Genomic DNA, 13,175 nt, shown 5'->3' with positions numbered 1-13,175 from the left:
ATGACGATGCAGCAGACGGATGGGGCGGTTCGCACCGCGGGCCGCCCCCGCAGCGAGAAGGCGGAGAAGGCCATCATCGAGGCCGCCCTCGACATCCTCGGCGAGGGCAGCGGCGTCTCGGAGCTGTCCATCGAGGCGATCGCCGCCAGGGCGGGCGTCGGCAAGACGACGATCTACCGGCGCTGGTCCAACAAGGAGGATCTGGTGGTCGACGCGCTCGCGTCGCTCAAGCCGCCGATCGCCCCGCTCAAGGGCGTGTCCGTCCGCGACGACCTGGTCGCCTACCTGCAGGTGGTCCAGTCGGAGTCCGTCCACGTGCGCACCCGCTGCATCATGAACATCGCGATGAGCCAGTCGGACAAGCATCCCCGCGTGGCCGAGAGGTTCCACGAGATCGCCATCAAGCCCCGTCAGGAGTTGCTGAGCGCCGTCCTGGAGCGGGGCATGGCGAACGGCGAGCTCCGGGCCGACCTCGACGTCCCGATGGCGATGGCCATCTTGTCCGGCACGATGATGTGGCGGACGAAGTGGGCGGACGGGCCGCTGCCCGCCGACCTCGCCGAGCGGATCGTCGACGAGGTGCTGCTCGGGTTCCGTCCCCGCTGAGACCCCGCTGAGACCACGCTGAGACCCGGCCGAGGGCGGGTCTCAGCCCAGGGTCTCGCGCCAGCGGTTGGTGATCGGGAGCCGGCGGTCACGCCCGAAGTTCTTGGGCGTGATCTTCGGCCCCGGCGGATACTGCCTGCGCTTGTACTCGGCCAGGTCCACCAGCCGGATGATCCGCGTGACCAGCTCGGGGTCGTGCCCGGCGGCGATCAGCTCGTCGCGGCCCATGTCGTTCTCCACGTAGTCGCTCAGCAGCCGGTCGAGCACGTCGTACTCGGGCAGTGAGTCGGTGTCGCGCTGGTCCGGCCGGAGTTCGGCGCTGGGCTCCTTGGTGATGGAGTTCTCCGGGATCGGCGGCGGCCCCGGCTGGGCGTTGCGCCACTCGGAGAGCCTCCACACCATCGTCTTGAGCAGGTCCTTGATCGGCGCGTACCCGCCGGCGGAGTCGCCGTACAGCGTGGAGTAGCCGGTGGCCAGCTCGCTCTTGTTGCCGGTCGTCAGCACCAGATGGCCGTGCTCGTTCGACAGGCTCATCAGCAGCATGCCGCGCACCCGCGCCTGCAGGTTCTCCGCCGCGAGGCCGTGGAGCTCGATCTCCTTCTCGAAGGCGGTGACGATGTCCGCGATCGGCACGACCCGCGCGTTGAGTCCCTGCCGGCGTACGAGCTCCTCGGCGTCGGTGATCGAGTGGTCCGACGAGTAGCGCGAGGGCATCAGCACCACGTTGACCCGTTCCGGGCCGATGGCGTCGGTGGCGATCGTCGCGGTCAGCGCGGAGTCGATGCCGCCCGACAGGCCGAGGATGACCGACTGGAAACCGTTCTTCCGCACGTAGTCGCGCACCCCCAGGACGAGGGCGTTGTAGACCTCGGCCAGGTCGTCCAGCCGCTCGGCGGTCACCGGCGGTTCCGGCTCGTACGGCTCGACGGGCGTGGCCGACAGCAGCAGGCGCTCCACTGTGATGACCGTGCCGTCATGGGCGTCGACCGTGCGCTCGCCGAGCTCGCCGGTGGCCTCGGGCAGCTCGAGGTCGGTCACCAGGAGCTCCTCCGTGAACTGCCCCGCGCGGGCGACCAGCTCTCCCGAGGCGTCCACGATGAGGGAGTCGCCGTCGAAGACCAGCTCGTCCTGCCCGCCGACCATGTTGACGTAGGCCAGGGCGCAACCGGCCTCGCGGGCCCGGCGCGCGCACAGGTCCAGCCGGACGTCGTCCTTGTCCATCTCGTACGGCGAGCCGTTGGGCACCACGAGCAGCCCCGCGCCCGTCTCGGCCACGACCGACACCGGGCCGCCCTCCTGCCAGAGGTCCTCGCAGATCGCGATCGCCACGTCGACCCCGTGCAGCCGGATGACGGGCAGCCGGTCGCCGCGCACGAAGTAGCGGTACTCGTCGAAGACGCCGTAGTTGGGCAGGTGGTGCTTGGCGGACCTGATCACGATCCGGCCCTGGTAGAGCACCGCCGCGGCGTCGAGCGGCGCGCCCTTGGGCTGGCCGACCCGGGGGGCGACGTCGGCCCGGTCGAGATAGCCCACCACCACGGGAAGGTCGCCGAGGCCCTCCGCGGCCAGCCGCTCCGCCACCGAGGACAACGTCGCGACCGAGGCCTCGACGAACGACGAGCGCAGGACCAGGTCCTCCGCCGGGTACCCGGTCAGGAACAGCTCGGTGAAGACCACGAGATGGGCACCCCGGTCGGCGGCCCGCCGGGTCCACTGGAGGAGCATGTCCGCGTTGCCGGAGAGGTCGCCGACAACAGGGTTGGTCTGGGCGAGGGCGATACGGAGTTGAGCCACGGTGACCAGCCTAGAACGTCCCGTTTATTGTCGTCAAAGCGACGATAAGGTGACTTGTCGTCATGTGCGAGACCGCTACGCCGGGGCGGTCTCCTGGACGCGGGTCCGGCGCCGGATGACCGGCCCGAGCGCCAGCTGACCTGCGGCCGCGAGCAGCGCCAGCCCCCCGATGACCAGCCAGAGGAGCACCGGGCTCACCGCGAGCAGGCGGGTTCCGGCGAGGGGCGCCAGCATCCCTCCGGCCGACCAGGCCAGGCCGTACAGACCGGAGTAGCGGCCGCGCAGGTGGGCGGGGGCGAGCGAGGCGACGATCGCGCCCGCCACACCCGCGGTGACGACCTCGCCCAGCGTCCATACGGCGACCGTCGCGGCGTAGCCGAGCGTGGAGGAGACGGCCGCGGTGAGCGCGAGACCGACTCCGACGACGCTGAATCCGACGGCCAGTACGGCGCTGGGGTCCCGGCGTGACAGCCAGGTGTTCGTCAACGGCTGGACGACGACGATCAGCAGTCCGTTGACCGCCATCGCCATGCCGTACGCGCTGGTGGGCATGCCCTGGTCGCTCATGGCGAGCGGCAGGGTCGTGTACGCCTGGAGGTAGACGAACGCGAAGGTCAGTGAGATGGCGAAGAAGGCCACCATCGCCTTGTCGCGCAGCACGTCGGCGAACCGGCCGGGGGTGGCCTCCGAGCGGTCGGGCAGCGTCTCGGGGATCGCCCGCCACACCAGCACGCCGAAGATCAGGCAGGTGACGGCGTCGATCCAGAAGAGCGTGGTGAACCCGGCCTCGGCGAGCCAGCCGCCGGCGACCATCGCGATCGAGAAACCGAGGTTGACCGCCCAGAACAGCAGCCCGAACGCGCGTGGCCGGTCCTCCGGGGAGACGAGGTCGGCGACCAGGGCCTGGGACGCGGGCCGGTAGGCGTCGACGACGAGGCCGAGCACCAGCATGGCCACCGTGATGCCGTGGACGCTGGTGGTGTACCCGAGGGCGATGAACGTGACGGCGGTGGCGATCATGGCTCCGGTCAGCGTCACCCGCCGGCCGAAGTGGTCGGCCAGCCAGCCGGCGAAGGGCTGCGACAGCAGCGACCCGACGCCGAACGTGGTCATCACCAGGCCGGCCGCGGCGAGTGACATGCCGCGCGCCTGTGTGAGGTAGATGCCGATGAACGGCTCCACCATCGTGCCGAGGCGGTTCACGAGCGTCCCGGCGAACAGCACCCAGAACGCGCGGGGAAGCCCGCCGGTCGCGGACCGGAGGAAACCGGGGGATTCGGTCACAGTAGTCACAGGTCAAGCCTTTGCCATCGGCCTCCTGAGGTGCCAATCTTTTAGCGACGGCTAAAAGGTCTCGTGGCGTGGGGAGCGGCGATGGCGATCGAATGGCGGTTCACGCCGGACGACGTGGCCCGGCTGAGGTTCGCGTTCTCGCCCATGTGGGAGCTGGTGACGAGCCTGCGCGTGCTGCGGTCGCCCGCCCGCCACTCGCTGCACCTGCCGTGGCTGCGGGCCGTACGGCCACGCCTGCGCGATCTGGATCTGTCGGAGCTGTTCGCGCTGGTGCCGGTCACCGGCTACATGCCCGACTTCCTGACGCCTCCGCCGGACACGCCGCTGCCCGACTTCATGGCCGAGCTCGACCGGGTCAGGAACGCCCCTCCGCACACGGCCGCCGAAGAGGTGGCCTGGGTGCAGAGCGCCGATCCCGAGGCGGCCGCCCGGTTCAGGGACGATCCCGTCGCCGGCGTCCAGCGGGTGGCCGACCGGCTGTACGACTACTGGAAGGTGGCCATCGAGGAGTTCTGGCCGGCGATCCACGGTGTGCTCGAGGGCGACGTGATGTGGCGCTCGCGCGGGCTCGCCGCAGGGGGCGTGCGTGAGCTGTTCGAGGATCTCCACCCCTCGGTCGTCTGGCACGGGGACCGGCTGGTCACCGAGAGGTTGAACCACGACTACTCGGGCGACATCACCGGTGACGGGCTGGTGCTCGTCCCCAGCGCGTTCAACTGGCGGGCGGTCTCGATCATGTACGAGCCATACCAGCCCATGCTGAGCTATCCGGCGCGGGGGGTCGGCAACCTCTGGGCGGCCGGCGCCCCCTGCACGCCGAACGCGCTGTCGGCCCTCATCGGCCGATCCCGGGCCCGCGTCCTCGTGGCGCTCGAGGAACCGGGGTCGACCACCGCCCTCGCCCGGCGGCTCGACCTCACCCCCGGGGCCGTGAGCCAGCACCTGACCGTCCTTTCCGACGGCGGCCTGGTGACCCGGCGGCGGCTGGGCCGCGAGGTGCTCTACCGCAGGACGGCCGTGGGTGACGCCCTCGCGCACGGCGCTTAGATCGTCTTGATCGTCGCGGGCCGGCCCCGACGCCCCGCTTGCCCCGCCCGCACTTGGCGGGACGGCCCGCTCACAATCCCTCGTAACGCCTGTGAAACACATACGAGGCACACTGGTAGTCGACCCGACATGTGTTTCGAGAGGTATGCCTTGGACCGCCAGCAGGAGTTCGTCCTCCGCACGCTCGAAGAGCGCGATATCCGATTCATTCGGCTGTGGTTCTCGGATGTGCTCGGCTTCCTGAAATCGGTCGCGATCGCCCCGGCCGAGCTGGAGGGCGCCTTCGCCGAGGGCATCGGTTTCGACGGCTCGGCGATCGAGGGCTTCTCCCGGGTCTACGAATCCGACATGCTGGCCAAGCCCGACCCGTCCACGTTCCAGGTCCTGCCCTGGCGCAGCGAGTCCCCGGGCACGGCGCGCATGTTCTGCGACATCCTCATGCCGGACGGCTCGCCGTCCCACGCCGACCCCCGCTGGGTGCTCAAGCGCACGCTGGCCAAGGCGGCGGACATGGGCTTCACGTTCTACACGCATCCCGAGGTCGAGTTCTTCCTGCTGCGCGACCGGCCGGAGAAGGGCGGCAAGCCGCAGCCGATCGACGAGGGCGGCTACTTCGACCACACCCCGCACAGCGCCGGGCACGACTTCCGCCGCCACGCGATCATGATGCTGGAGTCGATGGGGATCTCGGTGGAGTTCAGCCACCACGAGGGCGCCCCCGGCCAGCAGGAGATCGACCTGCGCTACGCCGACGCGCTCACGACCGCCGACAACATCATGACCTTCCGCCTGGTCATGAAGGAGGTCGCGCTGGAGCAGGGCGTGTGGGCCTCATTCATGCCGAAGCCGTTCACCGAGTTCCCCGGCTCGGGCATGCACACGCACATGTCGCTCTTCGAGGGCGACCGCAACGCCTTCTACGAGCCGGGCGCCGACTACCAGCTCTCCAAGATCGGCCGGTCGTTCATCGGCGGGTTGCTCAAGCACGCCCCCGAGGTCACGGCCGTCTGCAACCAGTGGGTCAACTCCTACAAGAGGCTCTGGGGCGGCGCGGAGGCCATCGCGGGCGCGGGCGGCGAGGCGCCCTCGTACGTCTGCTGGGGGCACAACAACCGCTCGGCCCTGGTCCGGGTGCCGATGTACAAGCCCCACAAGGGCGGCTCGACCCGGATCGAGTTCCGCTCGCTCGACTCCTCGTGCAACCCCTACCTGGCGTTCGCCGTGATCCTTGCGGCCGGGCTGAAGGGCATCGAGGAGGGCTACGAGATGCCTCCCGGCGCCGAGGACGACGTCTGGGCGCTGACCAGCGGGGAGCGGCGGGCCCTCGGCATCCAGCCGCTGCCGCAGTCGCTCGACGAGGCGATCACGGTGATGGAGCACAGCGAACTGGTCGCCGAGACGCTGGGGGAGCACGTCTTCGACTTCTTCCTCCGCAACAAGCGGGCCGAGTGGGCGGAGTACCGCCGCCAGGTGACCGAGTACGAACTCGGCCGCTACCTGCCCGTGCTGTAATCGCAGGTCAGAGAGGTTTCTCGCGGTATATGGGCTACGGACCAGCGGTGCACAACCGCTGATCCCGCGCCGTTTCATCGCTCCTGGGCCGTCTCTGGGCCGTCAGACTTAGGCCCCATGGCCTCGTATGCTCCGTCCACGGCCCGCCGCGTGCGTCCCTCGCTGCTCGGCATGAGGTGCGTGTAGACCCTGAGCGTAAAGCCGGGGTCGCTGTGCCCGAGGTACTGACTCAGGGCCTTGATGTTCTCGCCGGCATCAAGCAGCACCGAAGCGTAAAAGTGCCTGAGGGCATGCATGCCGTGTTCCCGGGCCGCTTGGTGCCGTTCACCCTTGATCGGCTCGGGAATGACACCAGCGGCTACCAGAGCGGGCTTCCAGGCGAAGACGTTGAAGTCGCTTCGGCGTACTGGGCCTCCGCCGTTCCTGGAGAAAAATAGCAGTTTGGTCAGCGGAGGGCCGTCCGGCGTACGCCAAGGAAGAGTGACCTTGACGGGCGGGAACAGGTCGGCGTGCGTCTTCAGGGCCTCCGCTACTCGCGCCGGCAGCGGTACGTCTCGTTCCTTCTCTCGCTTAGGCGGAGCGAACACGAGGCGACCATTGATGAGCTTGACCTGGTAGGCAACACGCATCCAGCCCTCGTCAAAGTCCACCTCATCGAGCGGTAGGCCGAAGATTTCCCCTTGCCGGAGCCCGCAGCCGGCACCGATGGGTGCCCACCCCGCCTGCCATCGACCCAGGCGAGCCCAGCAGCCCGTCTCCGCCGCCGCAAGCCCGGCTGTGACCGTTGGCGTCCAAGGGCCGTGGAAGGTGCCAAGGCGAAGGGACACGTCAAGCCGGGCTTGCACCTCTGTCGCCGGCCCGCTGCCGCTGCGCGGTGGGTCGATGGCAGACGGGATGGGAGAGTGTGCGGCTGGCTCCACAAAAGCCGAGGTCTTGGCGCGATTGAGCTGCAAAAAGGCGTACCCCCACTTCCGGGGAGGCTGGACGGTCTACGACTGCCCGACGAGGAGATCCGCTCTCCGAAGCCCTGGCAGCCGGTGAGGGAGCCGCGCTTATGGGTGGTCCAGGGGAGGGAGACTCACGTTCTCGCCGAACGGCTCGATGGACCCATCCCAACCGTTCCAACCCTGTTGGGTGATCTGCCCGTCAGCGTAGGTGTATGACCAACCGAAACCGTCCTCGCCCTCGATCTGAACGATTCCCGAGCGAACGAACGGCGCAATCGCGACGTAGAAGGCCGTCGCCTGATCCGACCACTTGGGGTCACCCCCGTCGTCGTAACCAAACTCGATCCAGTCCCCGTCGCGGATGACCGAGGCCCCGGCCCACTCCGCCATGTCGGCCAGTGTCTCATTTGAAGAAGACGCATCCGGTTTGAACCAACCATCTCGTACAGCCATGGCGGCTTTGACAGCGGCGACCGCAGCGACGTCGTCCGACTCCGGGAGGTTCAGACGGCCTGAAGGCCACACCAGGTATCCCACGGCGCGCACCCTACAACGGTCGATGCCCACCACGCCACAGGCGCTACCTCTACGGTCAGGAGTAGGCCGGGTGGCCGGCGGGACGCGCCCGCCAGCTCCCACAGAACCGTCGGATGGTGGCGTGCCAACATCGTGAAACGTCGGCAACGAATGACTGCCGACGTGAGGCCCGGAAGGCCGCTCGACCAGCGCAGAGAGCTGAACGCCCAGGTCGGCTGAACGGCGGTCAGAGTTCCGCTTCAACATCCGAATCGGCGGGACGTGACCCGGCGCCCCCGATACTGGCTGCATGCCTGACGCCTTCTCAGAACGGCCGATTGCTTGGCTGACCGAGCAGACAGCCGAGTTCGAGACTCTTGCCGGACGCGCCGTCGAGAGGTGGAGAGGCGTTGAGATGGCCATCCGCGAAGGCACGTCAGACGGACCAGAGTTCTCTGACCCTGACGTGTCGTGTCTCCAGCTGCTGCGACTGCAAGTGACTCTTGCCGGTGGCGACCATCGAACCATCGATACGTATCAGAACGATGATTGTTTTGGTCTACGCGTCGCAGGGTCAGCACACCCACATGCGCAAGAGTGGACCGGCATCTATCGGGAGTCCGAACTCAGCCTCCCAGTGGGCCGGATCGATGCGGTGACAGTGCGACACGAACGGGGAATGCTCGCCGAGGTCACACTCTCGATCGGCCGCGCGACGATCCTTGTCATCGCGGCCGAGATCTACGAGCTCGACAACGGATCGCTTGAATGGCATCGATTCGACGAATCTGTGATGGTCTTTCCAGATCCAGCCGAGGCAGACAAGATCGAATGGACACCGCCTCGCTCGTCACTTGAACGTCGGCTATGACCGGCAGCTTGGCTGCCCGGGTGGTCCGGAGGGCACACCGAGGGCACACGACACCGTGATCAGCTACGAAATGTTGAGAACCACCGAGATAGCCTTTGCAGGTCATCGCGGTGGTTCAGGCTTTCGCCGCAGGCAGCGGCCCGGCGTGATTAGTCCCTCCGCAACAAGCGGGCCGAGTGGGCGGAGTACCGCCGCCAGGTGACCGAGTACGAGCTCGGCCGCTACCTTCCGGTGCTCTGACCTGCTGAAACACGTTTCCGGCGAGCGTTCCCCGGTGATCGAGGAAGGCTCGTCGGAAGGGACGGTTCCGCACCATCGAAGATCAAGGCACATCCGGGGCACACGAGTCGTCGTTGAAGAAGGCGTCCATGGCCCGCCGTGCCCTTTCCGTCGCGCTGGGCTACGGCCGCAGACATCATCGGCCCGCGCGGCCGCTCACCGCTGGTGCCAGACCAGTGTGTAGCGCCAGAACAGCCGTCGGCGGAGCCGTGGCTGTAGCCGTTGGCGGGAGGCATGCCCCGGGGCTTACGAGGTGGCGCATCGTCACGTCCTACTCATCCGGGTCCCAGGCGCTGAGCTGCTCGAAGAGACGTCGGTCGCCGTCGAGCTTCAGGGAGTTGATCGGGATACGGTCGTGCAGGATGAGGACCAGCTCGCTGGCCGTGCCCCGAGCGGAGGCGGCGGCCGCGTCCGGGTCCTGGCCGGCAGCGGTGGCCGATATGGTGCCGAGCCCGGGAAGACGGGTGGTCCGTGCGCCGTCGGCGGAGAGCAAGAGGCGCCAGGAGCGGCCCTCGGAGGCGTGGAAGTCGACAGCAGCGGGCTTGTGCGGCCAGGCACTCGTCGTTGCGACGCAGGTGGACAGGAACTCGTCGACACCGTCGAGCGCCACCTCGTCCGGCAGCGGCTGCGGGGCACCCACGGTGATCTGGGCGTCGTACGTGTGCACCGCGAACTGCAGGAGCTGGTGCCGAGCTACGGCACCGGAGGTCTGCGGCGACTGCGATGTCCCCCACCACGTCCAGCAACCGCGATCCGGGCCGGCCTTCCGCAATGCGTCAAGCAGTTGCTCCGTGGACTCCGCCAACCAGGCCAGCAGCGCCTCGCGCTCCCGAGGCGCAGCCGGGGCGCCCTCCGCTGCGGACTTGGCCGGAGCAGGCCCTGCGGCGACGGTGGCGGCCCAGTCGCGGCGCCCCTCGCCGATGTGCTGCGCCAGATCGAACAGCGTCCACTCGGGGCAGGTCGGCACCTGTACGTCGAGGCTGCGCGCGGAGGCGACCGCGGCGCGGAAGGCAGTCGACCGTTCGTCGATCAATCGCAGCAGAGCGGGGAACTCAAGGGTCGTTGTCACCCGGACTCTCTATCACCGCCTTCCAACAATTGGACAGCGATTTTCACAGCCGCCGCAGGCGGACCCGCACCATCACGGAGAAACGATGAAGGACCTCTCCACCGCCGACCGTGCGTCACCCACGGTCAGTCTCATAGGAATGGTGGCCGTCTGTGATCAGCTACGAAGTCCTGATCATGTATGGTTTGTCCCTCCGCAACAAGCGGGCCGAGTGGGCGGAGTACCGCGGCCAGGTGCCCGAGCGTGAACTCGGCCGTCACCTGCCCGTCCTGTAGTCCGCGTTCCTCGCCTTTCCGGGCGGGCGGCCACGCGCGTCCCGTGACTCCCGTCGTTCCCGCATCGGGCGTGCGCCGGTGCCGAGTCGTCACCGCATCGTCACAGTCTGCTAACACCCGGGACATCCCCCGCTGATCTGCTGTGCGCAGACGGAAGAGTAAAATGTGGTCGTTTGTTATGCATGATGCGGATGGACCGTAATAAGACTTATGTGGGGAGAGTGCGGCCTAATGACGGCAGCTGCGGGGCTGCGGACAGTGTTGTCCGTGCCGGAGCGGTTCCGAGGACCTGAGGGCATCGCCAACGGCGGGTGGATCGCGGGGACTCTGGCGAGTTCGCTCACCGGTGGTGGGCATGCCTCGGCGGTGGAGGTCACCCTGCACAAACCGGTCCCGCTCGAGACCGAGGTCACGATCGAGCACGTCGGCAACGCCGTCACGCTGAACCTCGGCGACCAGCACCTGGTGGAGGCCATCCCGGTCGCGCTCGGCCACGGCGCGGGAAGCGGTTCGGCGGACGCGCTCACGCCGCCGCCGTTCGTGCCCTTCAACGACGCCGCGCGGGCGGAGGACGGGTTCCGCGGCCGGCACCGGCACCCCATCGCGGGCTGCTTCGCGTGCGGCCTGCGTGAGCCGGGCGACGGGCTGAGGATCTTCCCCGGGCCGGTCGAGGGAACCGATCTCGTCGCCGCCGGGTGGCGTGTTCCGGTGGGCGTGACCGACGAGCACGGGGTCGTCCCCGACTCGATCATCTGGTCCGCTCTCGACTGCGCCACCGGCTGGGTCCAGTACGGCTCCTCCGAGGAGCCCGGGACGGATTCCGTGCCGGCGGGCTCGGCGCTGCTCGGCCGGCTGACCGGTCAGGTGTTCCGCCGGGTGTACCCCCTCGGCAGCTATTCCGTCGTGGCCCGGGCGATCGGGCGCGAGGGCCGCAAGCTTCACGGAGTGAGCGCGGTCTACGAGGTGGACGGCACCCTGGTGGCGGCGGCCAAGGCGACCTGGATCACCCCCCGCCCCTGACCCCCCGTGATCATGCACAGGTTCGGGCGCGGGCGGCGCGGCCCCGCCCTTCTCCGCCCGTGATCATGCACAGGTTCGGGCGCAAGCCGTGTGACCTGCACCTCCACTGCGCGTGATCATGCACGACTTCTGGCGCAGGCCGTCCGGCCTGCGCCTTCGTCGTTCGTGATCATGCGCGAGGGGTCGCGGCTCAGTCGGTGGTGAGGTGGTCGGCCACCACCGCCGCGCGCCGCGGTTCGAAGATGATCGTGTAGTGGTTGCAGTCCTCGACGAGCTCGTGCCGCATCCGGGGGAGCCTCTCCATCCATGTGGCGGTGATGTCGTCGGGAAGCAGGCCCCCCTCCTCGTTCAGCAGGTCCCGGGGCGCGCGCAGGAGGGTCAGCGGCGACTCGATCGCATCGAGCGCCGACCCGATCATGTCGACCTCGGTCCGGAGCCAGCGGCCGTCGTGCCGTACCGCGTCCTCACGCGCCCGCGAACGTACGGCGCCGCCGAGGCCGTCGCCGTCGGCGTCGTAGCGGACGTACTCCTCCACGTCGGGCGTCCAGTGGCCGGCGAACGCGGGATGAGCGCGGAAGAAGTCGAGATAGGCGTCGACGCTCGGATAGGTCAGCCTGAGCCGTGCGAGGGCGGGGCCGAGGGCGGCCTCCAGCGCCGCGTCAGGGTCCACGCCGGGGGGAAGGGGCAGTGGCAGCCCGCCGTCGACCAGCACGACCCGGGCGTAGCGGCGCCGCGCGCCGTGCAGCGCGGCGATGTACGCCCCCATCGAGTGACCGGTGAGCACGCTCGTCTCGTCGGCCCCCACGTGCTGGGCGATCAGCTCGAGGTCCTCGGCGTGCCGGGGCAGGCCGTACGGGCCGGGCACGTCCGTGCTGTGACCGCGCCCGCGCAGGTCGGGAGCGATGAGGGACCACTCGGGCGGAAGCGCGTCGGCCACCGTGCGCCAGGCCATCAGGGAGGCGCTGATGCCGTGTGCGGCGATGATCAGGCGCGGTCCCTCGCCGAACCTGGCGATCCGCAGGTGGCCTCCCGGAACAGCCACGTCATCAAATTTCATGATTCGGACTTTACGGCAGGCCGTTCCCGGAGTGTCGTGCCCCGGGCACTGTCTCTAAGCTCGCCTCATGCGGGAACGAGTCACTGTGATCGAACACGAGGCCGAGGCGGGTCTCGGCTTCTTCGCCGGCTGGTTGCGTGACGCCGGAGTCGACTGCGAGGTGGTCCGGCCGTACAAGGGCGACCCGGTCCCGGAGACCGCCGATCGCGGGCTGGTCGTCCTCGGCGGCGAGGCGTCCGCGTGGGACGACGAGGGGTACGGCTGGCTGCCGGCCACGAGGGCGCTGCTCGCCCGCTCGGTCGAGGACGGCGTGCCGACCCTCGGCATCTGCCTGGGCGCCCAGCTCATGACCATCGCGTGCGGCGGCACGGTCGAGCGGGGCGACGCCGGTCTCGAGATCGGCCTGTGCGACGTGGTGGCGCTTCCCGAGGCCGGGGACGACCCCCTGTTCTCCGCGCTTCCCGCCCGGCCCCTGCGTGCGGTGCAGTACCACTACGACGCGATGACAGCGCTGCCTCCCGGCGCGGTACGGCTGGCCACCGGCGGCCAGTACCCCAACCAGGCCTACCGGCTGGGAGCGAGCGCGTGGGCCGTGCAGTTCCACCCGGAGGCCACGGCGGGCGTGTTCGAGTCCTGGACCAGCGGGGGCGGCCTGCCCGACTCCCAGGTCGGCGAGCTGAACGCCCAGGTGGGACAGGGCGAGGAGGAGCTGCGCGCGACCTGGCGGCCGCTCGCCGAGGCGTTCGCCGCGCAGATCTTCCAGCGGTCCGCCACCGAAGCTCGCGCCGTCACCGCAGCGGGTGCCGTCACGGACGCGCGTGCCGACGCGGCGCCCTCGTTGTGAGCGGAGCGCGTCGCGGGGAACACGCGCCGAGTGCGCGTGCAATCC

Annotated in this window: 13 protein-coding genes; 7 read left to right on the top strand and 6 right to left on the bottom strand. The window is 69.1% G+C overall.

What is annotated here, in order from left to right:
• The gene (locus Pka01_RS01855; RefSeq protein ID WP_203880733.1) at positions 1-606 is read left to right on the top strand and encodes a TetR/AcrR family transcriptional regulator; all 606 of its coding nucleotides are present in this window, start codon (positions 1-3) and stop codon (positions 604-606) included.
• Between the two features lie 42 nt (positions 607-648).
• Here the strand turns inward: Pka01_RS01855 and Pka01_RS01850 are convergent, their stop codons facing one another.
• On the bottom strand, positions 649-2,400 hold the full coding sequence (locus Pka01_RS01850) for an NAD+ synthase (protein ID WP_203880732.1): 1,752 nt from the start codon (positions 2,398-2,400) through the stop codon (positions 649-651).
• Positions 2,401-2,475: 75 nt separating this feature from the next.
• Positions 2,476-3,693 carry an MDR family MFS transporter gene (locus Pka01_RS01845; RefSeq protein ID WP_203880731.1) on the bottom strand — a complete coding sequence of 406 codons (1,218 nt, stop codon included), beginning with the start codon at positions 3,691-3,693 and terminating at the stop codon, positions 2,476-2,478.
• An 81-nt stretch (positions 3,694-3,774) separates the two neighbouring features.
• On the opposite strand from Pka01_RS01845, the gene Pka01_RS01840 reads away from it, so the two are divergent.
• Positions 3,775-4,740 carry an ArsR/SmtB family transcription factor gene (locus tag Pka01_RS01840; RefSeq protein WP_203880730.1) on the top strand — a complete coding sequence of 322 codons (966 nt, stop codon included), beginning with the start codon at positions 3,775-3,777 and terminating at the stop codon, positions 4,738-4,740.
• A gap of 150 nt (positions 4,741-4,890) precedes the next feature.
• Entirely contained in the window at positions 4,891-6,252 is a 1,362-nt protein-coding gene (gene glnA2, locus Pka01_RS01835; protein WP_203880944.1) for a gamma-glutamylpolyamine synthetase GlnA2, read from the top strand.
• Between the two features lie 74 nt (positions 6,253-6,326).
• On the opposite strand, the gene Pka01_RS01830 is transcribed toward glnA2, so the two are convergent.
• Both Pka01_RS01830 and Pka01_RS01825 read right to left on the bottom strand, forming a co-directional pair.
• Entirely contained in the window at positions 6,327-7,079 is a 753-nt protein-coding gene (locus Pka01_RS01830; RefSeq protein ID WP_275414419.1) for a tyrosine-type recombinase/integrase, read from the bottom strand.
• Between the two features lie 225 nt (positions 7,080-7,304).
• Entirely contained in the window at positions 7,305-7,736 is a 432-nt protein-coding gene (locus Pka01_RS01825) for a hypothetical protein (RefSeq protein ID WP_203880728.1), read from the bottom strand.
• Between the two features lie 289 nt (positions 7,737-8,025).
• On the opposite strand from Pka01_RS01825, the gene Pka01_RS01820 reads away from it, so the two are divergent.
• Complete coding sequence (locus Pka01_RS01820) at positions 8,026-8,586, top strand: hypothetical protein (protein ID WP_203880727.1); 561 nt, start codon at positions 8,026-8,028, stop codon at positions 8,584-8,586.
• Positions 8,587-9,136: 550 nt separating this feature from the next.
• Here Pka01_RS01820 and Pka01_RS01815 read toward each other — a convergent pair.
• Positions 9,137-9,934, bottom strand: a complete 798-nt coding sequence (locus Pka01_RS01815; protein WP_203880726.1) for a maleylpyruvate isomerase N-terminal domain-containing protein — start codon at positions 9,932-9,934, stop codon at positions 9,137-9,139.
• A gap of 152 nt (positions 9,935-10,086) precedes the next feature.
• Here Pka01_RS01815 and Pka01_RS41105 point away from each other — a divergent pair, with 152 nt between their 5' ends.
• Both Pka01_RS41105 and Pka01_RS01810 read left to right on the top strand, forming a co-directional pair.
• Entirely contained in the window at positions 10,087-10,209 is a 123-nt protein-coding gene (locus tag Pka01_RS41105) for a hypothetical protein (RefSeq protein ID WP_275414414.1), read from the top strand.
• A gap of 231 nt (positions 10,210-10,440) precedes the next feature.
• Positions 10,441-11,229 (top strand): hypothetical protein, encoded by a 789-nt coding sequence (locus tag Pka01_RS01810; RefSeq protein WP_203880725.1) that lies wholly within the window; start codon positions 10,441-10,443, stop codon positions 11,227-11,229.
• Positions 11,230-11,419: 190 nt separating this feature from the next.
• Here Pka01_RS01810 and Pka01_RS01805 read toward each other — a convergent pair whose 3' ends face one another.
• Positions 11,420-12,286 carry an alpha/beta hydrolase gene (locus Pka01_RS01805; RefSeq protein WP_203880724.1) on the bottom strand — a complete coding sequence of 289 codons (867 nt, stop codon included), beginning with the start codon at positions 12,284-12,286 and terminating at the stop codon, positions 11,420-11,422.
• 67 nt (positions 12,287-12,353) lie between these two features.
• Between Pka01_RS01805 and Pka01_RS01800 the strand changes: the two genes are divergently transcribed.
• Positions 12,354-13,130: a type 1 glutamine amidotransferase gene (locus tag Pka01_RS01800; RefSeq protein WP_203880723.1), complete on the top strand. Its 777-nt coding sequence runs from the start codon at positions 12,354-12,356 to the stop codon at positions 13,128-13,130.
• The last annotated feature ends 45 nt before the right edge of the window (positions 13,131-13,175 follow it).

Source organism: Planotetraspora kaengkrachanensis (genome assembly GCF_016862895.1).
Taxonomy (GTDB): Bacteria; Actinomycetota; Actinomycetes; order Streptosporangiales; family Streptosporangiaceae; genus Planotetraspora; species Planotetraspora kaengkrachanensis.
The sequence above is the reverse complement of the archived record's forward strand: the minus strand, read 5'-3'. Positions and strand labels throughout refer to the sequence as shown.